Source organism: Micromonospora tulbaghiae (genome assembly GCF_900091605.1).
In the GTDB taxonomy this organism is placed as follows: Bacteria; Actinomycetota; Actinomycetes; order Mycobacteriales; family Micromonosporaceae; genus Micromonospora; species Micromonospora tulbaghiae.
The window spans coordinates 262,606-285,084 of record NZ_FMCQ01000010.1; the positions used below are offsets into that span (position 1 = coordinate 262,606).

Below are 22,479 nucleotides of genomic sequence, written 5' to 3' on the forward strand. Positions count from 1 at the left end.
GCCCGTTCAGCGGGCCGCCGCCGCGCGGCGGACCTGGCGGCGGGCCTCGTCCGGAGGCACGCCCGTGGCGCGCAGCAGGTCGTTGGCGACGGTCCGCAGCTGCGACACCACGATGGTGCCGGAGAAGCCGATGTCCTGCCGGCACGCCTCGCCCGCGGCGCGGACCGCGCGCAGCACCCGTTCCCGGGCGGCGACCGGCTCGTCGGCGGCCAGGAACGCCCGGTGCAGCAGCCGGATCGCCTCGCTGAAGTGTTCCAGCGCGGCGGGCAGCTCCGGCGGCACCGGCTCCCGGTCCCGCAACGCGGTGCCGATCCGGCGGACCATGCCCCGGCTGTTGCGGAACGCCCGGTCCAGGTGCTCGGCGCCGCGCCGGTACGCGGCCAGGGCCCGCCGTCGCCGCCAGCGCACCGGGGAGAAGCGGACCACCTCGTCGGCGGCGCCGACCATCTCGTCGATGCGGTCCAGTTCCGTCTCGGCGGCGCGCATCCGGGCCAGCACCTCGTCGGCCGCGCGCACGTCGGCGTGGGCCAGCGCCTCCGCCGAGGCGGTCATCTGGCTGGCGAACGTGTCGAGCGCCGGGTCGGCGACGCGGCGGACCGCGCGCAGCGGGTTCAGCGGCGCGATCACCAGCACCACGAGCAGGCCGACGACGCCGCCGACGAGCGCGTTGACGGTCCGGGGCAGCTCCAGGTCGGGCGAGACCGGGGTCAGCGTGGCGACCAGGACCGCCGTACCGCCGGCCTGGGTGACGAGCGCGCCGGTGCCGCGGACGAGCACCGCCGCGGAGACCGCCAGGAACACGATCACGCCGGTCTGCCACGGGCCGGTGCCGAAGAGACGCACCAGCAGGTCGCCGACGACGATGCCGAGGACCACCCCGACCACCAGCTCCACGGTCCGCCGGGTGCGGTTGCCGAGCGAGGCGGCGATGACGCTCACCGCCGCGGCGGGCGCGAACGTCGGGTCGGGGTTGCCGAGCAGCTCACGGGCCACCGTCCAGGCCAACGTCGCGGCCAGGCCCGCCTGGACCGCCACGAGGAAGTACGTGCGCAGCCTCCGGCGGCTCGACCGCCCGGCGTCGCGTACCCGGTCGACGGCATCCCGCATGCGCCGGGGTACCCGCGGTCGCCCGCTCGAACCTCACCCGGGGTACGCCATCGTGCCGGTCAGCGCCACCACGCCGGGCAGCCGGGTGTCCTGGCGCAGGAACTGCACCACCACCGGGACCGGGGAGCGCAGCACGCAGCCGTACGGGCGGTCCAGCCGTACCGCCTCCGGGTCGATCAGGTCGTTCACCCGTACGTGCCGGATGCGTCGGGCGCCGACCCGGATCCGGTACGGCCCGACCGGTTCGGCGTCCTGGTAGTAGAAGTCCAGCTCCAGCTCGGCGTCCTCGTCGGCGGCGTTGAGCACGCAGAGCTGGTCGAACGCGGTGAACGCCGGTTCCGGGCCGTGCGCGGGGAAAGGCACGTGCCCGCCGGGCACCACCCAGATCCGGGCGCCGACCGGCCCGCTCACGACTCCTCCAGCAGGCGGGCCAGGTCCGGGGTGAGGAACACCCCGTCCGGGTCGAGCCGGCGGCGCACCGCCTGGAAGTCGTCCCAGCGGGGAAAGAGGGGACGCAGGTCCCGCGCGCCGAGCCAGTGCTTCTTGCCCCAGTGCGGGCGTCCGCCGTAGTGCCGGAACACCGCCTCCACGTCCCGGAAGTACTCCTCGTACGGCAGCGAGGTGTTCTGCAGGCAGGCGATCGTGGTGGTGGGGCGGCCGTAGGCGTTGCTGAGCCAGATGTCGTCGGCCGCTATGGTGCGCACGAGCACCCGCCAGGCGGCCACCCGGCGGTGCCGGTCGCGTACCCGGCGGCGGACCTCGGCGAAGCAGGCCGGGAACGCCTCCGACGGCAGCATGTACTCGATCTCCTCGAAGCGCAGCTCCCGGTCGCGGGGAATGGTGCGGTGGGTCGGCCCGACCTGGCTCTGCCGGGGCTCGCCGTCCGGCAACCGGACCTCCGCCCGCTCCGGCGCGGCGTCCGTGTCGATGCGGTTGATCACCCGGACCTGCGTACGGTCGCTGCGCGGGTACCAGTAGAAGTCCATGTTGCGGTTGGTGTGCTGCAGCTCGGCGAGGTGGTCGAGGGTCCAGTCCAGGTGCGCGCACCAGGAGCGGCGGTGCAGCTGGTAGGTCGGCTGCACGTCGAGCGTGATCCGGGTGACCACGCCGAGCGCGCCGAGGGAGAGACGGACGGCGGGCAGCAGGTCCGGGTTGCGGCGCGCGTCGACGTCCAGCACGTCGCCGGTGCCGGTGATAAGGCGTACGCCGGTGACCTGGGTGCTCAGGTTTCCGAAGCCGATGCCGGTGCCGTGGGTGCCGGTGGCGGTCGCCCCGGCGATCGACTGGTAGTCGACGTCACCCAGGTTGTCCATGGCCAGCCCGGCGTCGTAGAGCCCTTCGCCCAGCGCCCTGAGCTTGGTGCCGGCCCACGCGGTCGCGAGGCGCCCGTCGTCGGAGATCACGCCGGACAGCCGGTCCAGGCTCAGCAGGATCCCGTCGGTACGCACCAGCGGGCTGGACGAGTGCCCGGAGCCGACCGGCCGGACGGTCGCGCCGCTCTCCCGGGCACGGCGTACCAGCGCGCACACCTCGGCCTCGTCGGCGGGCTCGGCCCGCTCCGCCGGCGTGAAGCGGAGGCTGCCGGACCAGTTCACGAACTCGCGTGTCACAGCGGCCCTCCCGGGCCCGCTTACCCGTGCCCGCCCCGGGTAGTCACCGCCGTGCCCGAGTCGCCGCCGTCGTTCCCGCCGATCGACGCGTACGCGTTCCTGTCCGACACGCACACCACGGCGCTCGTCGCGCCGGACGGGGCGGTCGAGTGGTTCTGCGTACCGGACGCGGCGGGCGACGCGGTGGCGGCCCGGCTGCTCGACCGGGACGCGGGCGGCCGGTTCACGCTCACCGTCGCCGGCTGCCCGGAGCCGCGACGCCGCTACCGGCCGGACACGCTGGTGCTGGAGAACGCCTGGGCCGGCCCGTCCGGCACGGCGACCGGCGAGGACCTGCTCGCGGTCCGGCCCGGCGCCGCCGACCGGCCGATCCACGCCGAACGGGTGCTGGTGCGCCGGCTGCGGGTCACCGACGGCCTGCTGCGGGTCCGCGCCGAGCTGACTCCCCGACCCGGGTACGGGACACGTCCGGTGCGCTGGCGGCGCGACGGTACCGGCTGGCACGCCGACGGCACGCCGCTGCGGCTGTACACCGACCTGCCGGTCAGCGTCGAGGGCGGCACGCTCGTCGCCGAGGCGGAGCTGCGCGCCGGGCAGGACGCCACGCTGCTGCTCGGGTACGCCGACCCGGTGCCCCCGCTCGCCGACGCCGGCGAGCTGACCGAGCGGACCGCCGCCACCTGGCGGGCCTGGTCGGCGCGCGGCCACTACGACGGCTTCGCAGCCGGCGCGGTCCGGCACAGCGCCCTGGTGCTGCGCGGCCTGTCCTACGACGAGACCGGCGCGCTGCTGGCCGCCCCGACCACGTCGTTGCCCGAGGAGATCGGCGGGATTCGCAACTGGGACTACCGCTTCACCTGGCACCGGGATGCGGCGCTGCTGCTGCTCGCGCTGTTCCGCCTGGGCCACGCCGAGGAGGGCCGCCGCTACCTGCGTTTCCTGCTCGGCGTCTGCGCCCGGCAGCATCCGCTCGCGCCGCTCGTCGGCATCCACGGCCACCCCACCGAGGAGCGCGAGCTGCCACACCTGTCCGGCTACGCCGGCTCGGCGCCGGTGCGGGTCGGCAACGAGGCGGCCCACCAGATCCAGTTCGACACGTACGGGCACATCCTCGACGCGGCGCTGGCCTACCAGCTGCTCACCGGCGAGCTGACCGGCCCGCAGTGGGCGCTGCTGCGGCGCCACGTCGAGACCATGGCGCAGCGCTGGCGGGAACCGGACCACGGGGTGTGGGAGATCCGCGGCCCTTGCCGGCACTACGTCAACTCGAAGGTGATGACCTGGGTCTGCCTGGACCGGGGCATCCGCCTCGCCGGGCTGCTCGGCGACCGCACCGCCCCGGTGGACCGGTGGCGCCGGGAACGTGAGGCGCTGCACGCCGAGGTGCTCGACCGCGGGTACGACGAGCGCGCCAGCAGCTTCGTCATGGCGTACGGCGGCACCGAGCCGGACGCGTCGCTGCTGCGGATGCCGCTGGTCGGGTTCCTGCCCGGCGACGACCCGCGGATGGTCGCCACCGTCGAGCGGATCCGCGCCGACCTCGCCGTCGCGCCCGACCTGATCCGGCGCTACCGGGTCGACGACGGGCTGCCCGGCACCGAAGGCGCGTTCCTGCTCTGCTCCTTCGAGCTGGTCTCCGCGCTGGTGCTGGCCGGCCGGCACGGCGAGGCGCGCGAGATCTTCGACCGGCTCGCCCGCCGGGCCGGGCCGCTCGGCCTGCACCCGGAGGAACGCGCGCCCGACGGCACCGCCCTGGGCAACTTCCCGCAGGCGTTCACCCATCTCGCCCTCATCGAGGCGGCGCTGAACCTGGACTCGGCCGGCGACCGGGACGCGCTGCACGCGTGGGCGGAACGGTCACCGGCCACGCGGACGTGACCCGCACCCCGCCGGGAACCAGGCGGGGTGTCCCGACGACTATCCCTACATGGTGTGTGAGCAGTGGCGGGAGATCCTGTCGGCACAGCTGGACGGTGAGGCGTCCGAGTCGGAGATCGAGGCGGCCGAGACCCATCTGACCGGCTGCGCCGGCTGCCGCGGCTGGTTCGACTCGGCCGCGTCGGTGACCCGGCGGGCCCGTACGCAGCTCGCCCCGCGGGTGCCCGACCTGGTCGACGCGGTCCTCGCAGCCGCTCCCCCGCCCCGGCCCAGCCGCCGCCACCGGATCACGCTCGGGCTGCGCGGGGCACTCGGCCTGCTCGGCGCGGTGCAGCTCGTACTCGGCCTGGCCCAGATCGGCCGGGAGGCGGTCGTCGAGCACGCGCACGCCTCCGGCCAGCACCTGTGGCACGAGTCGGCGGCGTGGAACGTGGCAGTCGGCGCCGGGTTCCTCTACGTGGCGGCGCGCCGGTCCGCCCCGTCCGGCCTGCTGCCGATGCTCAGCGCGTTCGTCGCCACGCTCGTGCTGCTGTCGGTGAACGACCTGATCACCGGGCAGGTGGCGATGACCCGGCTGGTCAGCCACGGCTTCCTGCTGGTCGGCTGGGCCGTGATGCTGGTGCTGTCCCGCCTCGGCCGGCGCCCCGGCGACACCCCGCCCGGTCAGCGCCGGTCGGAGGGATCCCGGTGGGCGCTGCGGACCGAGGAACCGGCCGCGCCGTCGCTGCGGCTGGTGCCGCCCGGCCCGTACCCCGCACAGGCCCGCGACGACCGGCGCGCCGCCTGACGGTCCGCCGCGCGGGCCTCTGCGTCCCGGTAGTCCCGCCCGGCCCCGGCGGTCGTGGTCCCGCCGCCAGGCCCCGGCGGTCGCGGCCCCGCCGAGTCCCGGCGGTCGCGGTCTCAGCGGGCCCGGCGGTGGCGGGCGTCGCCGGACCAGGCGGCGACCAGGTCCTCCCGGGCCCGGGCCACGCGGGAGCGGATGGTGCCCACCGGGCAGCCGCACACCTCGGCCGCCTCGGCATAGGACAGGCCGAGCACCTGGGTGGCCACGAACGCCTCCCGCCGGTCCGGCGCCAGCGTGGCGATGAGACCGCGCAGCACGACGCCGTCCTCCCCGCCGCCGGTCACCGCGCCGGCCGTCTCGGCGGCGGCCTGCCAGTCCGGCAGCGCGGCGACCCGGGGCCGGGCGGTCGCCGCCCGCACGTGGTCCACCGCGACCCGGCGGGCGATCGTGAAGATCCAGGTACGCGCCGACGACCGGCCCGCGAAGCCGGGCAGGCTGCGCAGCGCGCGCAGGAACGTCTCCTGGGCGAGGTCGTCGGCCTCGCCGGGCCCGGCGAGGTGGGCGAGGAAACGCCACACCGGCGCCTGGAGGGCCCGGACGAACGCGGCCGCGGCCAGCTGGTCTCCCCGGGCGGCGCGGCGCGCCCACCCGGTCACCTGCTCGTCGTCGGCGTCCGGGCTCATCCGCGGCCGGCCCGCCGGTCCGGCGTGCTCATGCCGGACGGTACGGATGCGCGCCCCGCTCGGTTCATTCCTGGCGTCCCTCCTGCCGGCGCCGGAGTGCCGGTCGCCCCCGGTTGGTCGGCCCTCGGGTGGGAAAAGTTCCCGAACCGGGTCAATCGTCCACGGACACGGTGACCGGCCCGACGCGCAGGACACCGTCGGTGAGCGGGGCGCACCGCACGCCGCCGCGGCGGCGCATCGCCTTCCACGTACCGGGGCCGACCACCACGTCGAGCCAGGCGCAGGGCGGCGCGGCCCGGTGCACGCGCAGCCGGACCGGGCCGTCGCCGGAGTCGAGCGTGAGGACGCGGCCGACCAGCTCGTCCACCGGGATGCCGTCGGTCAGCACGTTGCGTCGCAGCTGGGTGAGGTCCGCGCCGGGCGGCAGCGACTCCCGCGCGATCAGCGTGACGCTCGCCTGCCGGTGCGCGGGACGGCCGAAGTAGCGGTCACCGACGACGCCCAGTCCGGCCCGAAGCTCCACCCGGTCGACCAGCTCGCCCGGTGGCGCGGGGGCGGGTCCGTCCGCGGGGCGGCCCACGTACCGGTGCACGGGCGAGGCCAGCAACTGGACGATCCGCGGCATGCTCGAAGTCTAATCACGGGCATACCATTGCCAAACCGGACGATAGCCGCGCTCACGTATCTGCGCTCTCCGCAGGGCGTTGTACCTGGTGTGACGGCGAGGCGACCCGATGCGATCGGAGTTCATCCGCGGCGGCGGCTGGCCTGGGCGCGGCGCGAGAACGAGCGCGGGCGTCAGAGGTACGAGGCGGCGGCCCGGATCTGGCGGCGTCGCGCCGAGCACCTCGATCGACTGGCGACGGAGGCAGCGGGCTTCCGTGGCTGTGCGCTGCCCGGCACCACGCTTCCGGTACCGCTGGACGACGGCGAGGTCGTCTACCGCATCCTGCCCACTGTCGACCTCGTCGAGGCCACGGCCCGGCACCTGCCCGGACTGCCGGTTCCGGCCCGTACGCTCTCCGGCTGCCTCGATCCGGCCGACGGCCCGCTACCGGCGGGACTGCGCGTGGTCGACAGCGGCGCCGCCGTGGTGACCGACCGGCGGGTGGCCTTTGCCGGGCACGACGTCCGGCGGGACTGGCCACTGCGTGATCTGCGCGGCCTGGGACATCACCCGGACCGTCCGGTGACCCTGCTGCACGACGTCGACGGCGGCATACCGGCGGGCCTGCGCGTGCCGGCGCCGGGCGCGGCGAACGCCCGCTTCTACCTCACCCTGGCCCACGCCGACGCGGCCTGTACGCGGCGGGCGGTCGTCGAGGACGTCGAGGCGCTGCGGTCCGCCCACCGGGCCGCCCGGCCCCGGCCACCCCGGCCGCTCGGCCCGTGGGACGCCCCGGCCGAGCGGGCGCTCCCCCAGCGGCTGGCCGCGGCCGGCGTCGCAGCGATGGCCGTGCTGCTGGGCGTCACCTCCGCCGGCACCTGGACGGCCACGGCCGGGCAGACCGGTCCGCCGCGCCGGCCGGCCGCAACTCCCGCCACGACGACTGCTCCTTCGGCGGCGCCCGTCGTGACTCCGGCCGATCCGTCGTCTCCCCCGGCGCCCCGGCCGACCCGGCCCGCGCCGCGACCGGAGCGTCCCTCGAATACGACGGCGTGGTCGGGCGAACGGGTCCTCACCACCGCGCTACCTGCCGCCCGGCCGTCGCCGACGCACACCGGTGACCGTCCGCCGGCACCCGCCGAACCGTCCAGCCCTCCTGCCGACGAGGTGACCCCGGCGCCGACCGCGAGCCCGACGGGCGACCCGGCTCCGACCGGAGAGCCCGGCCCCACCGGCGAGCCGAGCCCCACCACCTCATCCGAGCCGCCCCTCCTGGACCTGGTGGGACGACGAATCGGCCTGTCCCTCGGCTCCGGCACGACGGTCCAGGTGAACGCGGATCTCCCCTGACCCATCCTCGGGATGCTCTCCGAGGCCCGGCCCTCACGCCGTCGATCTTGCACTTGCCGCCCCACCGATGCCGGATTCGTCCCGCATTCAGGGGCTCGCAAGTGCAAGATCGACGAGGTCGGGGGCGGGCCGGGGCGGGCGGTGGGTGGGTCAGGGGGTCTTGGGGGTGAGGAGGTAGTCGCCGTCGTCGGGGCTCCAGCGCAGCTCCACCGCGCCGTCGGTCGCCGCGGCCTTGCAGAACTGGAGGAAGCTGCGGTAGCCGAGCTTCTTCTCGCTGAAGTCCGGCCGGGCGCGCCGGAGCTGATCCTTCAGGCCGGACAGCGCCACCGCGCCACCGTCCGCGGCCAGGTCCACCACCACGGCCCGGAGCAGCCCGAACGCGACCTCCCGGTCGCCCTGTTCGGGAAGTGACACCTCCGGGTCGCCCTTGGCAGGCCCGGCGGCCAGCTCCACCACGTTGTGCGCCGCGAGGTGGCGCAGCAGCTCCCCGAAGGTACGGAAGCCGTAGTCGGACTCGCTGAACGTGGGGTCCTTGCGGAGCAGCGCGCGCTTGAGCGCGGAGGCGGTCACGTCACCGCTGGAGCTGCCCTGCATGCCGGCGACCGTCTGCACGAGCTGCACGGCGAGCGTGTCGACGTCCCGCGCCGACTCGTCCTCGGCCGCCGTCTCGACCACGGGCTCGGGCGCCGGCTCCGCCGGTGAGGGCCGGGCCGGGCGCGACCGGCGGGCGGCCGGGGGCGGTACGTCGACGCCTTCGAGGCGGTCGTAGTAGAGGAACTCGTCGCAGGCCGGCGGCAGCAGCGCGGAGGTGGACTTCTCCACCCCCACGCCGATCACCCGCTTGTTGAGTTCGCGCAGCTTGTGCACGAGCGGGGTGAAGTCGCTGTCTCCGGTGCAGATCACGAACGTGGAGATGTAGCCGCGCTCGAACGCCAGCTCGACCGCGTCCACCGCCATCTTGATGTCGGCCGCGTTCTTGCGCGAGGCGCCCATCCGCTGCGGTATCTCGATCAGCTCGACATGTGAGCGGGTGAGCATCCGCCGGTCCTCGTCGAAGTACGACCAGTCCGCGTACGCCCGGCGCACCACCACGCGTCCCCGCTCGGCGAGCGCGTCGGCGATCGGCCGGAAGTCGAACGGCCGGCCGCCGTGATGGTCCCGTACGCCCAGGGCCAGGTTCTCGTAGTCGAGGAACAGCGCAATCCGGTCTTCGTGATCCACACTGGCAGCCTAGCCCGGCCGGAGCGCCGGACCGGTCAGCGCCGCTCGTCGCGGTAGACGGTCTCGCGGCGGGCCACGCGCTGGATCGCGTAGCTGGTCACCAGCAGCAACAGCGCGAGCACCACCTCGACGCCGGCGACGGTGCCGGTGGCGACGGTGAGACCGAGCAGCAGCAGGATCAGACCGACGACGGCGAGCAGGCCCGCCAGCAGCAGCCGGTTGCGCCGTCGCGCCGACCGCTGCGTGTCGTCTGCGCTCACGCTGGCCCGCCTTCCTCCGGTTCCGTCTCCGATCCTAGGCGCCGGCCGTCGCCGGGGTGGCGGATCGCGGCGCCATAAACGGCCCGGGGCCGGACGCATATGCGTCCGGCCCCGGGTCTCGGCGGCGGTCAGTGGATCGGGACCGGCACCGGACGCTTGTCGTCGCCCGTGTCGCCGTCGAGCAGGTGCGAGGGCTCCCGGCGGCGGGGCAGGAACGCCGCGGGGATGAAGGTCAGCAGCACCAGACCGAAGGCGACCCAGAACGTGGTGGAGAAGGAGTCCGCCGCGAAGTCGAGCCCGCGCTCGATCAGCGACGGCGGCACCGGGAACTGCTGGATCAGCTCGGGCTGCTGTTGCGAGGCGATGGCGAGCTGGGCCTCGGTCAGCGGCGCGCCGGTGGCCGGGTCGGTGACGCCGGGGATCGGCCGCGAGCCGTTCAGCTCGCTGGTGAGGATGACCGACATGACCGCGGCGCCGACCGAACCGCCGATCTGCTGGAGGATGTTGACGAGCGTGGAACCGCGCGCCACCTCCGCCGAGCTGAGCGTCTTCAGCGCCGAGGTCATGATCGGCATCATCGTGCCGCCCATGCCGAGGCCCATCACGAACAGCGAGCCGCAGAGCAGCCAGTACGACGTGTCGGTGCCGAGCTGGGTGAAGGTGAAGAACCCGGCCGCGATGAGCACCAGCGCGAACGGCACCGTCCGGCCGACCGGCACGCGGTCGGCGAGCATGCCGGCGATCGGCATGGTCAGCATCGCGCCGATGCCCTGCGGCGCGATCAGCAGGCCCGCGGTGAGCGTCGACTCGCCGCGCACCTGGAGGAAGTAGCTCGGGAACAGCAGGCCCGCGCCCATGAACGCGATGATGAACACGAACATGGTCACGGTGGCGATGGTCAGGTTGCGGTTGCGGAACAGCCGCAGGTCCAGCAGCGGGTGCCGGGGCCGGAACGAGTAGAGCACGAAGGCGATCACGAGCGCGCCGCCGACGAGCATCGGCAGCCAGACCTTGGTGTCGGCGACGGTGCCGGTCTCGGGCAGCGTGGAGATGCCGTAGAGGAACAGCGCGAGACCCGGCGAGAGCATGAGCATGCCGAGGAAGTCGAACGACTCGGACGGCTCGGCGTTGTCCTTGGGCAGCGCCAGCTGGGCGTAGACCAGGGCGACCACGCCGATCGGCAGGTTGATCAGGAAGATCCAGTGCCAGCTCGCGACGTCGATCAGCCAGCCGCCGAGGATCGGGCCGGTGATCGGGCCGAGCAGCATCGGGATGCCGAGCACGGCCATCAGGCGGCCGATACGGTGCGGGCCGGCGGCCCGGGTCATGATCGTCATGCCGAGCGGCATGAGCATGCCGCCGCCGAGGCCCTGGATCACCCGCCAGGCGATCAGCTCGCCGATCGAGTCGGCCGTGGCGCACAGTCCGGAGCCGATGGTGAACAGCGCCAGCGCCACCATGTAGAGGCGTTTCGTGCCGAACCGGTCGGCGGCCCAGCCGCTGAGCGGGATCACCGTGGCGAGCGCAAGCGTGTAGCCGGTCATGGTCCACGCGACGCGGGCGTACGTGGCGTCGAACTCGCTCTGGAACGTCGGCAGCGCCACGCTGACGACTGTCACGTCGAGGATCGACATGATCGCACCGAGCACGACGACGCCGGCCACCTTGAGTACGGCGGCGTCGAGTTTCGTCGACGTCGCTACGGGTTGCTGGGTCACTGACGGTCTCCTGGATCCGGTCCGGCACTTGGGAGGCGGTGGCGGCGCCGCGCGCGCCGTCTGCGGAGCGCGGGCGGAACGCGCGGCGGGGCGGCGTCCGGGCGACAGCGTAGCCATGACCTGGGACGGGACGCGGCCGGTTTTGCCGACGGGAGAACCGCGGCGGCGCGGCAGAGGGCCCCGCCACGGGTTCGCAAGTGGTCCGGCGGCTCGCGGAAAGGGCTGGTACGCGCCGATTCGCCGGCCTTGCCGGGAGCGTGGCCGGCGGGCGCGACCGTGACGAAGGTCATGCCCCACACAGTCACCTAGCGGGCCCGCCGCTCAGCCCAGGCCGGCCATCAGGTCGACCTCGGCCGTACGCGAGCGGTCGATGCGCCGGGCGAGGTCGCGTACCCGCTCGCTCGTTCCGGCGGCGACCTGGGCGCGGGCCAGGTCGGCCGCGGTGCGCTGGTGCCGGCTGAGCACGTCGAGCAGCACCCGGTCGGCGTCGGCGGGCGCGGCGGCGCGCAGCCGGGCCAGTGCGGCGGCGGCGTCGCTGTGCCCGGAGTGGTCGTGCCGGGCGGCCGCCGCGGCGGCCGACGGGCCGGCCTCGCGCAGCCATCGGCGCATGGTGGCCAGTTCGTCGGTCTCGGTGGCCCGGACGGCGGCGATCAGCGTGCGGATCCGCGGGTCGGTGGCGCGGTCGAGGCCGAGCGCGACGATCTCCAGCGTCTGCTCGGTGTGCGCCACCATCATGGCCAGGAACAGCGCGTCGATCCCGCTGGTCGTGGCGTCCGCGCCGGACGGGACCGCGGCCGTGGCGGACGGGACCGGCGGGGAAGGATCGGCGGCGGGCGGCCCGCCGCACCCGGTCAGGGCCAGCACCACCCCGAGCAGCGCCGCGACCGGCCGGGCGGAGGCGGACGCGCGGCGGAGCCGGGGACCGGCCGGCTCCGCCGCGCGGGTACGCCGGCTCAGATCTGCTGCCACAGCGCCGGTACGTTCGGCGGCTCCCAGCCGGCGATCGCGGTGTGCGCCTGGCGGCAGCGGTAGCTGCGGCCGTCGTAGGTGACGGTGTCACCGACCTGGTACGACCGCCCGGCGGTCCACGTGCCGCCCGGCGCCGGGGTGCTGGTCCGGGTCGGCGTGGGCGCGGGCGTGGTGGGCGCCGCGGTCGGGGTGGGCGCAGCCGTCGGGGTGGGGGTCGGCGTCGGGTTGCCGCCTCCGCCGCCGATCTGGAGGTCGACGCAGGAGTAGAACGCGTTGGCGGTGTCGGAGATGTTCCAGATCGCGAGCAGCTTCTGCCGGCCGGAGAAGCTGCCGAGGTTGACGGTGTGCGACACGGTCGCGCCGGGCTGGCGGCCCCCGCCGTCGACGACCGCGACCCGGGTGCCGCCGATCCAGTACTCCCAGTTGGCGGTGGCGTGCCGGGCGGTGTTGACCCAGGTGAACGTGACGGTGCTGCCGACCGAGGTGGCCGGCCAGTTGCGGCTGTCGTCGTTGAGCACCGCGAACTGCGCGATGCCGGCGTGGCAGCTCCGCAGGCCCTTGGGGCCCTCGACGCTCTGCGGCTCGTACTTGATCTGGCCGCAGTCGGGCACCCGGTTCTGTGCGCAGAGCGCCTGGCGGCTGGGCGGCGAGGAGACGTAGCCGTGGGCCTGCGCGGGCGCGGCGAGTGCCAGCGTGCCGGTGACGGCACCGGCGGTGAGCAGCGGGAGGGTGATTCTTCGGCGCATGGTGGCAACTCCTTCGGGGGGAACGGAAGGTGTCACGAACATAAATTAAACATTGTTAACAGTAAAGACTCCTGTCTATAAATTAAGCCCTGCACGCCCAGCGCCGGGCGTATGATCCTGATCGATGGCTCGCCGCGCGGAGCCGATCGTCGTTCGTGGGCATCCCGCCGCCGCCAGGCGTCCGGGAGGACGACGCAGAACCGGGCATCTCCCCGTCGTCCCACTCCCCCCGAAGGACATCCCCGGATGAGAAGACCCACTGCGTTCGCGGCCGGCCTGCTGCTGCTCGCCACCGCGCTCGGCACCGCCGGCGGGCCGGTCGCCGCCGCCGACCCCACGGACCCAGTCACCGTGACCGTGAACACCAGAGCCGGGCTGGCCACCGTCCCGGCCACCGCGCTCGGCGTCAACCACGCCATCTGGGACTCGCAGCTCGGGAGCGCCGAGACGTCCGACCTGCTCAAGGCCGCGGGCGTGAAGATGCTGCGCTACCCCGGCGGCTCGTACGCCGACATCTACCACTGGGAGACGCACACCGCGCCCGGCGGCTACGTCGCACCGAACACCGACTTCGACACGTTCATGGCCGGCGCCCGCCGCGTCGGCGCCGAGCCGATGATCATCGCGAACTACGGCACCGGCACGCCCGCCGAGGCGGCGGCCTGGGTCCGCTACGCCAACGTCACCAAGCGCTACGGCGCGAAGTGGTGGACAGTCGGCAACGAGAACTACGGCAACGGCCACTACGGCTCGGCCTGGGAGGCCGACGACCACCCGGACAAGAGCGCCGCCCAGTACGCGCGGCTGGTGATCGAGTACGCCGACGCGATGAAGGCGGTCGACCCGAGCATCAAGGTCGGCGCGGTGCTCACCATGCCCGGCAACTGGCCGGACGGCATCACCGCCGGGTCCGACCCGGGTCCGTGGAACCAGACCGTGCTCTCCCTCGCCGGCCCGAAGATCGACTTCGTGGACGTGCACTGGTACCCGGGCGGCGGCGCCGCCGACTCGCTGGCCCGCACCAGCCACCTGCCGGACGCGGCCTGGCTGCTGCGCCAGCAGATCGCCCGCTACGCCGGCCCCGGCGCGGACCGGATCGGGATCAGCTTCACCGAGCTGAACGTCGACGCCGGCCGTACCACCGCACCGGGCGCGCTGTTCCTGGCCGACGCCTACAGCGGCCTGCTGGAGCAGGGCGTGTTCACGGTGCAGTGGTGGAACGTGCACAACGGCATCGGCACCGTCTCCGAGGTGGCCGGGCAGACCGACTACGGCGACTTCGGGCTGCTGTCCAGCGGCAACTGCACGAGCGACGGCGAGGTGTGCCAGCCGGCGTTCAACACCCCGTTCGCGCCGTACCACGCGTTGTCCATGATGAACCTGTTCGCCCGGCCCGGTGACCAGCTCGTCCGCGCCGGGACCGACGAGCCGCTGGTCGCCGCGCACGCGGTCCGCCGGCCCGACGGCAGCGTCGCGGTCCTGCTGCTCAACAAGGACCCGGACACCGCCCACCCGGTGGCGCTCGACTACGCCGGGTTCACCCCGGCCGACGAGGCGCCGACCGTGCACACGTTCGCCAACGGCGCGACCGGGATCAGCACCGCCCGCTCGGGCGACGCGACCGCGCGGACGCTGCCGCCGTACTCGCTCACCACGCTCGTGCTGCGACCGGCCGGCAGCTCGGCCGGGCGGCCCGGCGCCCCCGGCCGGCCGACGGCGAGCGCGGTGACCGACCGCGCGGCGACCATCTCCTGGCCGGCGGCCACGCCCGGCGCCGCGCCGATCGCGAAGTACGAGGTGCACCGCCAGCACGGCGCGGTGAGCGAGCAGCTCGGCGAGACCGCCGGCACGTCGCTGACGGTGGGCAACCTCGAACCGGGCGCCCGCTACACGGTCAACGTGCTGGCCCGGGACACCGCCGGACGGGTCTCGTGGTCGTCCCCGCCGCTGACGTTCGCCACCGGCAGCCCGGCCGAGAGCTCCTGCGCGGTGCGGTTCGACGCCGACAACGACTGGGGCAACGGGTACGTGGCGAACGTCGAGGTGATCAACACGGGCGCGAAGGCCGTCGACGGCTGGACGCTCACCTGGACCTGGCCGACGGGCTGGCAGCAGGTGAGCAGCGGGTGGAGCGCCACCTGGGACCAGCAGGGCCGCGACGTCCGGGTGACGCCCACCGCCGACAACCGGCGGCTCGCCGCCGACGGCGGGAGCACGACTGTGGGCTTCGTCGGCGCGTACAGCGGGCCGAACGTGCCGCCGGGGGCGTTCCGCCTCAACGGGACGGTCTGCACGCTGCGCTGACCGACGGTCAGCCCCGGCCGGGTGGCCGCAGCCGCACGTCGGCCGCCGCCGGGACCTTCGGGTTCCGGCGGTGGCCGGCCCGGCGCGGCGCCGGCACCACGTGCGGGCGCACCGGTCCGGCCGGCGAGACGGGTACGGGCAGGTCCGGCGCGGGCCGCGGCAGCACGGCCAGGATCGCCACGAGCAGTGCCACCGCGACGACGCCGTCGAGCCAGTAGTGGTTGCCGGTGACCACCACCACGAGCGCTGTCACCAGTGGATGGAGCAGCCAGAGCCAGCGCAGCCGCCCGGCGGTGACCGCCATCAGCGCCAGCGCGATCGCCAGCGCCCAGCCCACGTGCAGCGACGGCATGGCCGCGTACTGGTTGCTGAGCTGGTCGGTGTCGGGCGGTCCGTAGACGCTCGGGCCGAACCGGGTGCCGGTGTCGACCATCCCGGTGAGCGCGGTCAGCCGCGGCGGCGCGAGCGGGACGCAGACGTGCAGCACCAGCGCCACCGCGGTCAGCGCCGCCAGGGCTCGCCGCAACCGCACGTAGTGGGCCGGGCGGCGCAGCCAGAGCCAGACCAGGCAGAGCACGGTGGCCGGGAAGTGCACGTAGGCGTAGTAGGAGTTGGCCAGCCGCACCAGCAGCTCGTGCGACAGCAGCGGCCCCTGCACGAGCGTCTCGTCGGGCAGGCGCAGCAGCCGCTCCAGCCGCCAGACCCACTCGCCGTTCGCCAGGGCCAGGTCGGCGTGCCCGGCGACGACCTGCCGGCCCGCCTTGTAGGCCAGGAAGAGCACGGCGACGAGCGCCAGCTCACGCGCGGCCCGCTGCCATGCGGCGAGGCGGGCGGGCGCGGTCCGCGTGGCGTCCACGGCTCCTCCTTCGGTTCGTCCCCGCATGGACCAGGGCCGCCGCCGGGGTCGGCGACGGCCCTGGGGGTACGGGCTCAGCGGCGGGCGCGTTCCTCCCGGCCGGCCGAGTCCACGCTCACCTCGTCGAAGGCGGGCGCGCCGTCGACGGCGTCCGCCCCCACCGCCACCGAACGGCCGGTGTCCGGCAGGTCGAGGCTGGAACGCAGGGTGACCGGGCGCAGCAGCAGCGCCGCAACGATACCCACCACCGCGATGGCGGCCGAGATCAGGAAGATGTGCCCCGTTGCGTCCCCGTACGCGGCCCGGACGATCTGCCGGACCGGCTCGGGCAGCGCGTCGAGGTTGAGCGTGCTGCCGCCGCCTCCGCCGGAGGTGGGGATGCCGGCCGCGGCGAGGTCGCCTGTGATCCGGTCGGTGACCCGGCGGGCCAGCACCGCGCCGAGCACGGACACGCCGATGGTGCCGCCGAGCGAGCGGAAGAACGCGACGCTGGCGCTGGCCGCGCCGATGTCCCTGAGCGCGACCGTGTTCTGCACGGCGAGCACCAGGTTCTGCATGGTCATGCCGACGCCGACGCCCACGATGAACATCGCGAGGCCGACGAAGACCAGCGACGTCTCGTGGTCGATGGTGCCGAGCATGGCGAACCCGATGACCAGCACGACGGAGCCGAACACGATGTACGGCTTGATCTTCCCGGTGGCGGTGATCATCCGGCCGGCCACGATCGAGGAGATCAGCACACCGGCCATCATCGGGATGGTGAGCAGGCCGGCCTCGGTCGGGCTGTAACCGCGGCCGATCTGGAAGTACTGGCCGAGGAAGACCGCGCCGCCGAACATCGCCATGCCGACCGCGAGGCTGCCCAGGATCGCCAGGGCGGTGGTGCGCTCGCGGACGATGTGCAGCGGCACCACCGGCTCGGCGGCCCGTGCCTCCACCCAGACGGCGAGCGCGAGCAGCAGCACCGAGCCGCCGACCATGGCGCCGGTCTGCCAGGAGATCCAGGCGAACGAGTCGTCGACGAACGAGATCCAGATCAGCAGCACGCTGACGCCGGCGGCGATGAGCGTGGCGCCCAGATAGTCGATCTTGACGTTGGCCCGGCGCACGGTGGGCAGGTTCAGGGTGATCTGCAGCAGGAACAGCGCGGCGGCCGCGACCGGTACGCCGACGAAGAAGCACCAGCGCCAGCCGAGCCAGGAGGTGTCCACGATGAGGCCGCCCAGCAGCGGGCCGCCGACGGTGGCCAGCGCCATCACGCCACCCAGGTAACCGTTGTAGCGGCCTCGCTCACGCGGCGGGATCATGGCCGCGATGGCGACCTGGACCAGCGCCTGGAGACCACCGACACCGATGCCCTGGAACGCGCGGGCGGCGATGAGCTGCTCGGCGCTCTGCGCGAAGCCGGCCGCGACCGAGCCGACCAGGAACACCACGATGGCGACCTGGATCAGCAGCTTCTTGTTGAACAGGTCGGCCAGCTTGCCCCAGATCGGGGTGGTCGCCGTGGCGGTGAGCAGGGTGGCGGTGACCACCCAGGTGTACTGCGTCTGCGAGCCGTTGAGCGCTCCGATGATCTTCGGCAGGGCCGTCGAGACCACGGTGCTGCTCAGCATGGCCACGAAGAGCACCAGCAGCAGACCGCTGAGCGCCTCCAGCGTCTTCCGCTTGCTCATGGGTGCGGCCTCAGCCGTCGTGGTGGGTGCGCTCATGCGCGCGTCCTCCAGGTGTGTCGATTCGGGTGGCCGCTTCGTTGCCTCAAGCAATCAACACTAAACCTTGCCCGGTCGGCAAGTTTGCCCATTGAGAAATGGGTCACCTACGCTTGGGTCATGGAGGAGTGCACCGGGCTGCGGGAGCGGAAGAAGGCGGCCACCCGCCTGGCGCTGCACGAGGCGGCGCTGTCCCTCGCCGTCCAGCACGGCCCCGACCGGATCACCGTCGAGGCGATCGCCGACGCCGCGAACGTCTCCCGGCGGACGTTCTCCAACTACTTCGGCGGCAAGGAAGAGGCCCTCTTCCACGGCGACACGCTGCGGCTGCGCCGGCTCCTCACGCTCGTCGCGGAACAGCCGGCCGAGCTGTCGCCGTGGGCGGCGCTGACCCGGGCCGCCCTGGCCCAGGCCGAGGACGGCTACGACGACCCGGCCGAGCCCTGGCTCAACCGGCGCCGGCGGCTGCACGGCCACCCGAGCCTGGCCGCCCATCAGGTCGGCGCGTACGCGGCCCTGGAACGCGAGATGGCCGCGGAGCTGACCCGCCGGCTGACCGGACCCGACGCGGCGCTGCGGGCCCGGATCGTCGCCGCGACGTTCCTCGCGTCCCTGCGGATCGCCGCCCACGAATGGCTGGAGCAACCCGGACGGCCGTTGCGCGACGTGCTGCGCGCCGTGCTCGCCCACGCCGCCCCGGCTACCGGCTGAGCACTCCCCGACCGCTGCTCCCGTCGGACCGGTGGAATGGCCGGCGAAAGCGACATCCCATCTGACCTGGGCTGACACACTCGCCCGGTGGGTGGCGACCGGTGGCGCAAGGGGCTCGGGCCGGCGACCGGCGTCGCCCCCGCCACCCGGGTCGACCGGTTCGAGATCTTCTTCGACCTCGTCTTCGTGGTGTCCTTCTTCATCATCACGCGCGCCACCGCCGCGAACGTGACCCCCCGGGAACTACTCCACGCGCTGCTGGTGCTCGCCGTGCTCTGGTGGTGCTGGGTGGTGCACAGCGCGGTCGCCGCCCGGCTGCGCCTCGGCGAGGGCTTCGTGCCGATCCTCATGGTGGTCGGCATGATCGCGCTGTTCACGTTCGCACTCGCGCTGCCGCAGACGTTCGGCGACCTGGACAAGGGCAGCGCCGGGCCCATCCTGGTCACGATCAGCTACGTGGTGATCCGGCTCGTGCACACCGCGCTGTACTGGTACGCCACCGGCGACGACCCGCCGGCCCGGCGCAAGCTGCGACTGTTCCTGCCCGAGGCGCTGGTCACCGCGTCCCTGCTGCTGGTGGCGGCGCTGCTGCCGCCACGCGTACCCCCGGAGGTCGGCCCGTGGCTGCGCGACGGGCTGTGGATCGCCGTGGTGGCCATCCAGTACAGCAGCGGCCTGCTGGCCGGCACCGACGGCTGGAAGATCACCTCAGCCGAGCACTGGACCGAACGGTACGACCTCATCCTGATCATCGCGCTGGGCGAGTCGGTCATCTCCGTCGGTGTCGGCGGGAATCTGCTCGGCCAGGCCGTGACCTGGCCGGCGATCCCGGCGGCGATCTTCGGCATCCTGTTCACCGCGGCGCTCTGGTGGGCGCACTTCGACATGATCGGCCCGGCCGCCCGGATCGCGCTGCACGCCGCACAGGGCCACGCGCGGGTGGCGCTGGCCCGCGACGCGTACGCCTACCTCTACCTGCCGATGATCGCCGGGGTGATCCTGTTCGCGATCGGCGCAGAGGAGCTGGTCCGGATCGTCACCGACCCGGCGGGCGGCCCGATGGAGCGCGGCCACGGGCCGGCGGTGCCGCTGCTCTTCGGTGGGGTGCTCCTCTACCTCGCCGCCAACATGGCGTTCCAGTGGCGCGCGCTGCGGACGCTGTCCTGGACCCGGGTCGGGGCTCTGGCCCTGCTCGCCGCGGCGCTGCCGGTCGGCCGGCACCTGCCGGCGCTCGGCGCGCTGGGACTGCTCACCGCGATCTGCGTGGTCCTGGCGGCAGCCGAGCTGGTGATCTTCGCCGATTCCCGGGTCGCGTTGCGCCGGCTGATGCACGAGGAGAAGGCCAGCGCCGAGGAGAGCGAGGCCGCCTGGCGGGCCCGCTGGCGCGACGGCGGCGACGGTGCCCCGCACCGACCTTGACACAGGCCCTAGAGTCTCCGCGTGATCGAGATCGTCACCGAGGTCGACCTGTTCCACCCGCCCGCCCGGATCTGGCGGGCGCTCACGGAACGCGCGCTGCTGGCCAAGTGGTTCGCCGACAGCGCGCCCGGGTCCGACCGGTGGATCCTGGCCACCGCCGCGCTGCCCGGCTACGACGGCGACACCGAGGTGGAGACCGTCGAGCTGCGGGCGCCGGATCGGCTGGTCGTCCGCTGCCGGGAGGCCGGCCGGGCCACCCGCCTCGCCTGCGACCTGACCCCCACCGCGCACGGCACCCGGCTGTCCGTACGCGAGGTGCTCGAGGAGGGCGACTGGGACGCCGATGCCCGCGCCGAGCAGCACGAACAGGCCGTGACCGGACGGCTGCCGGCGATCCTGGACTGGCTGGCGTTCCAGAACGTCGACCTGCGCCGCGCCGAGGGCGGCCTGACCGCCGAACTGCCAGTGGTCCGGCTGCTCGGCGACGATCAGCGCCGGCCCGGGCCGCGCCGCGTGCTGCTGGCGGCCGGTGCGGTGACGCTGATCGCCGCCGCGGCCGGGGCGACGGTTTGGGCCACCGCCGGCGAGCCGCCCGCGCCGGCCGCGCCCACGCCCACGACGTCGCTGGTCATGCCGTCGTCCACCACCGCGCCCTCCGTCCGGCCCACGACCGCACGGCCCACACCCAGTGCCAGCCGCCGCAGCGCGTCGCCCTCACCGACGCCGTCGCCCACGCCCAGCCGTACGCCGAGCCCGAGGGCCTCGACTGTGGTCGCGGCGCCGCTGAGCGCCACCTACGAGACGGTCACCGACCGGGTCTTCGGCTACCGGGGCGAGGTGGTGCTGCGCAATCCCGGCCCGGCGCAGCGTCCGGCGTGGACGGTCACCGTGACGCTGCACGACGGTGCCACAGTGGGCAGCGTGAGCGGGGCCGAGGCCACACAGGACGGCCCAGTGGTCACGTTCACCGGGAGCGCCTTGCCGGGCGGCGAGTCCGCCACCATCCGCTTCGACGTCCGCGACCCCGACCCCTCGCACAACGCCCCCGCCGCCTGCGCCGCGGAGAACACCCCCTGCACCCCCGCCTGACCCGCCTGCCTCCTTCACCCGCCTCACCCCCTGCCCTGCCCTGCCGATCATGAAGTTAGACCGCGGATTTGTCCCCATTGAGTGCGGTCAACCTCATGATCAGCGCGCGTGGGCGTGCGGGGTGGGCGGGGTGGGCGTGCGGCGTGCGGGGTGGGCGCGGGGCGGGCATGGGGTGGGCGCTGGTGCGGTGGGCGCGGAAATGAGTTGTTGAGTGCGTGGGAGCGCTCCCGTAACATCCCTGACGCGGCTGTTAACGCTCACAACACAATCGCCACCGCCAATGCCAGAGCCGCCGCCCGCCAGGAGGTCAGTTCATGTCCAGATCTAGGTCAGTCAATGCCATATTGGCATCGGCCGGCGCCGCGCTGCTCGCGTCGGCGACGGTCGCCGTGGCGCTGCCCGCCGGGGCCGCCGCCGCGGGGTGCTCGGTCAACTACGCGATCCCGTCGCAGTGGCAGGGCGGCTTCGGCGCCAACGTCACCATCACGAACCTGGGCGACCCGCTGTCGAGCTGGACGCTGACGTGGTCGTTCGGCGCCGGGCAGACGGTGACCCAGTCGTGGAACACGAGCCTGACCCAGAGCGGGTCCGCGGTCACCGCGCGCAACGTCGACTACAACGGGTCGATCCCGACCAACGGCAGCACCTCGTTCGGCTTCAACGGCTCCTGGACCAGCAGCAACCCGGTGCCGACCAGCTTCGCGCTCAACGGGGTGACCTGCACCGGCGGCACCACCACGCCGACCGGCGCACCCACCACCGCGCCACCCACCACCGCGCCACCGACCACCGCGCCGCCGACCACGGCACCGCCCACGACGCCGCCTCCGGGTGGCACGTGCAATCTGCCGTCGTCGTACCGGTGGTCGTCGACGGGTGCGTTGGCGCAGCCGCGGTCGGGTTGGGTGTCGTTGAAGGACTTCACCGTGGTGCCCTACAACGGGCAGCACCTGGTCTACGCCACCACCCATGACACCGGTTCGTCGTGGGGGTCGATGAACTTCGGCCTGTTCTCGAACTGGTCGCAGATGGCCTCCGCGTCGCAGAACGCGATGTCGTCGGGCACCGTCGCGCCGACGTTGTTCTACTTCGCGCCGCGCAACATCTGGGTCCTGGCCTACCAGTGGGGCCCGACCGCGTTCTCCTACCGCACCTCGACCAACCCGACGAACCCGAACGGGTGGTCCTCGGCACAGCCGCTGTTCACCGGCAGCATCTCCGGTTCCGGCACCGGCCCGATCGACCAGACGCTGATCGCCGACGACCAGAACATGTACCTGTTCTTCGCCGGTGACAACGGCAAGATCTACCGCTCCAGCATGCCGATCGGGAACTTCCCCGGCAGCTTCGGGTCGAACTACACCACCATCATGTCGGACTCGACGAACAACCTGTTCGAAGCCGTGCAGGTCTACAAGCTGCAGGGCCAGACCCGCTACCTGATGATCGTCG

20 protein-coding genes are annotated in these 22,479 nt (G+C 73.7%); 8 read left to right on the forward strand and 12 right to left on the reverse strand.

Annotated features, from left to right (window positions below):
- Positions 1 to 6: 6 nt before the first annotated feature.
- From GA0070562_RS26525 to GA0070562_RS26535, 3 genes are read right to left on the reverse strand one after another with little or no spacing between them, the layout of a single operon-like run.
- Positions 7 to 1,107 (reverse strand): FUSC family protein, encoded by a 1,101-nt coding sequence (locus GA0070562_RS26525; protein WP_091427058.1) that lies wholly within the window; start codon positions 1,105 to 1,107, stop codon positions 7 to 9.
- A 33-nt stretch (positions 1,108 to 1,140) separates the two neighbouring features.
- Entirely contained in the window at positions 1,141 to 1,518 is a 378-nt protein-coding gene (locus tag GA0070562_RS26530) for a sensory rhodopsin transducer (protein WP_091427059.1), read from the reverse strand.
- Entirely contained in the window at positions 1,515 to 2,717 is a 1,203-nt protein-coding gene (locus tag GA0070562_RS26535) for a D-arabinono-1,4-lactone oxidase (RefSeq protein WP_091427060.1), read from the reverse strand. The genes GA0070562_RS26530 and GA0070562_RS26535 overlap by 4 nt, the downstream gene beginning before the upstream one ends.
- A 51-nt stretch (positions 2,718 to 2,768) precedes the next feature.
- On the opposite strand from GA0070562_RS26535, the gene GA0070562_RS26540 reads away from it, so the two are divergent.
- Complete coding sequence (locus GA0070562_RS26540; protein WP_175438881.1) at positions 2,769 to 4,595, forward strand: glycoside hydrolase family 15 protein; 1,827 nt, start codon at positions 2,769 to 2,771, stop codon at positions 4,593 to 4,595.
- Between the two features lie 49 nt (positions 4,596 to 4,644).
- Positions 4,645 to 5,382 carry a zf-HC2 domain-containing protein gene (locus GA0070562_RS26545; RefSeq protein ID WP_091427061.1) on the forward strand — a complete coding sequence of 246 codons (738 nt, stop codon included), beginning with the start codon at positions 4,645 to 4,647 and terminating at the stop codon, positions 5,380 to 5,382.
- 113 nt (positions 5,383 to 5,495) lie between these two features.
- On the opposite strand, the gene GA0070562_RS26550 is transcribed toward GA0070562_RS26545, so the two are convergent.
- Both GA0070562_RS26550 and GA0070562_RS26555 read right to left on the reverse strand, forming a co-directional pair.
- Positions 5,496 to 6,062 (reverse strand): sigma-70 family RNA polymerase sigma factor, encoded by a 567-nt coding sequence (locus GA0070562_RS26550; RefSeq protein WP_091427062.1) that lies wholly within the window; start codon positions 6,060 to 6,062, stop codon positions 5,496 to 5,498.
- Positions 6,063 to 6,213: 151 nt separating this feature from the next.
- Positions 6,214 to 6,687: a molybdenum cofactor biosysynthesis protein gene (locus GA0070562_RS26555; protein WP_091427063.1), complete on the reverse strand. Its 474-nt coding sequence runs from the start codon at positions 6,685 to 6,687 to the stop codon at positions 6,214 to 6,216.
- A gap of 90 nt (positions 6,688 to 6,777) precedes the next feature.
- On the opposite strand from GA0070562_RS26555, the gene GA0070562_RS26560 reads away from it, so the two are divergent.
- The gene (locus GA0070562_RS26560; RefSeq protein ID WP_225853178.1) at positions 6,778 to 8,019 is read left to right on the forward strand and encodes a hypothetical protein; all 1,242 of its coding nucleotides are present in this window, start codon (positions 6,778 to 6,780) and stop codon (positions 8,017 to 8,019) included.
- Positions 8,020 to 8,169: 150 nt separating this feature from the next.
- On the opposite strand, the gene GA0070562_RS26565 is transcribed toward GA0070562_RS26560, so the two are convergent.
- The 5 genes from GA0070562_RS26565 to GA0070562_RS26585 form a co-directional block, all read right to left on the reverse strand.
- Positions 8,170 to 9,240 carry a PIN domain-containing protein gene (locus GA0070562_RS26565; RefSeq protein WP_091427064.1) on the reverse strand — a complete coding sequence of 357 codons (1,071 nt, stop codon included), beginning with the start codon at positions 9,238 to 9,240 and terminating at the stop codon, positions 8,170 to 8,172.
- 35 nt (positions 9,241 to 9,275) lie between these two features.
- Entirely contained in the window at positions 9,276 to 9,500 is a 225-nt protein-coding gene (locus tag GA0070562_RS26570; protein WP_091427065.1) for a hypothetical protein, read from the reverse strand.
- A 128-nt stretch (positions 9,501 to 9,628) separates the two neighbouring features.
- On the reverse strand, positions 9,629 to 11,218 hold the full coding sequence (locus tag GA0070562_RS26575; protein WP_091427066.1) for a DHA2 family efflux MFS transporter permease subunit: 1,590 nt from the start codon (positions 11,216 to 11,218) through the stop codon (positions 9,629 to 9,631).
- Positions 11,219 to 11,539: 321 nt separating this feature from the next.
- Positions 11,540 to 12,187, reverse strand: a complete 648-nt coding sequence (locus GA0070562_RS26580) for a DUF305 domain-containing protein (RefSeq protein ID WP_091427067.1) — start codon at positions 12,185 to 12,187, stop codon at positions 11,540 to 11,542.
- A complete protein-coding gene (locus GA0070562_RS26585) occupies positions 12,172 to 12,933 on the reverse strand; it encodes a lytic polysaccharide monooxygenase (RefSeq protein WP_091427068.1) in 762 nt (253 codons plus the stop codon). Before GA0070562_RS26585 ends, GA0070562_RS26580 begins: the two co-directional genes overlap by 16 nt.
- A 246-nt stretch (positions 12,934 to 13,179) precedes the next feature.
- On the opposite strand from GA0070562_RS26585, the gene GA0070562_RS26590 reads away from it, so the two are divergent.
- Positions 13,180 to 15,237, forward strand: coding sequence for a cellulose binding domain-containing protein (locus GA0070562_RS26590; protein WP_091427069.1), 2,058 nt, complete (start codon positions 13,180 to 13,182; stop codon positions 15,235 to 15,237).
- A gap of 7 nt (positions 15,238 to 15,244) precedes the next feature.
- Here the strand turns inward: GA0070562_RS26590 and GA0070562_RS26595 are convergent, their stop codons facing one another.
- Entirely contained in the window at positions 15,245 to 16,093 is an 849-nt protein-coding gene (locus GA0070562_RS26595) for a phosphatase PAP2 family protein (RefSeq protein ID WP_091427070.1), read from the reverse strand.
- Between the two features lie 74 nt (positions 16,094 to 16,167).
- On the reverse strand, positions 16,168 to 17,808 hold the full coding sequence (locus GA0070562_RS26600; protein ID WP_091427071.1) for an MDR family MFS transporter: 1,641 nt from the start codon (positions 17,806 to 17,808) through the stop codon (positions 16,168 to 16,170).
- 120 nt (positions 17,809 to 17,928) lie between these two features.
- Here GA0070562_RS26600 and GA0070562_RS26605 point away from each other — a divergent pair, with 120 nt between their 5' ends.
- From GA0070562_RS26605 to GA0070562_RS26620, 4 genes are all read left to right on the forward strand, one after another.
- Positions 17,929 to 18,519, forward strand: coding sequence for a TetR/AcrR family transcriptional regulator (locus GA0070562_RS26605; protein ID WP_091427072.1), 591 nt, complete (start codon positions 17,929 to 17,931; stop codon positions 18,517 to 18,519).
- An 87-nt stretch (positions 18,520 to 18,606) separates the two neighbouring features.
- On the forward strand, positions 18,607 to 19,938 hold the full coding sequence (locus GA0070562_RS26610; protein WP_091427073.1) for a low temperature requirement protein A: 1,332 nt from the start codon (positions 18,607 to 18,609) through the stop codon (positions 19,936 to 19,938).
- 21 nt (positions 19,939 to 19,959) lie between these two features.
- Positions 19,960 to 21,027 (forward strand): SRPBCC domain-containing protein, encoded by a 1,068-nt coding sequence (locus GA0070562_RS26615; protein ID WP_091427074.1) that lies wholly within the window; start codon positions 19,960 to 19,962, stop codon positions 21,025 to 21,027.
- 314 nt (positions 21,028 to 21,341) lie between these two features.
- Positions 21,342 to 22,479: non-reducing end alpha-L-arabinofuranosidase family hydrolase (locus GA0070562_RS26620; RefSeq protein WP_091427105.1), on the forward strand; the 1,138-nt coding region annotated here is incomplete at its 3' end.

Excerpts from the sequence above, each read along its gene's own strand:
- GA0070562_RS26585 (WP_091427068.1), bottom strand. The coding sequence starts at position 12,933 with ATGCGCCGAAGAATCACCCTCCCGCTGCTCACCGCCGGTGCCGTCACC.
- GA0070562_RS26590 (WP_091427069.1), top strand. The coding sequence starts at position 13,180 with ATGAGAAGACCCACTGCGTTCGCGGCCGGCCTGCTGCTGCTCGCCACC.
- GA0070562_RS26605 (WP_091427072.1), top strand. The coding sequence starts at position 17,929 with ATGGAGGAGTGCACCGGGCTGCGGGAGCGGAAGAAGGCGGCCACCCGC.
- GA0070562_RS26545 (WP_091427061.1), top strand. The coding sequence starts at position 4,645 with ATGGTGTGTGAGCAGTGGCGGGAGATCCTGTCGGCACAGCTGGACGGT.
- GA0070562_RS26525 (WP_091427058.1), bottom strand. The coding sequence starts at position 1,107 with ATGCGGGATGCCGTCGACCGGGTACGCGACGCCGGGCGGTCGAGCCGC.
- GA0070562_RS26600 (WP_091427071.1), bottom strand. The coding sequence starts at position 17,808 with ATGAGCGCACCCACCACGACGGCTGAGGCCGCACCCATGAGCAAGCGG.
- GA0070562_RS26555 (WP_091427063.1), bottom strand. The coding sequence starts at position 6,687 with ATGCCGCGGATCGTCCAGTTGCTGGCCTCGCCCGTGCACCGGTACGTG.
- GA0070562_RS26550 (WP_091427062.1), bottom strand. The coding sequence starts at position 6,062 with ATGAGCCCGGACGCCGACGACGAGCAGGTGACCGGGTGGGCGCGCCGC.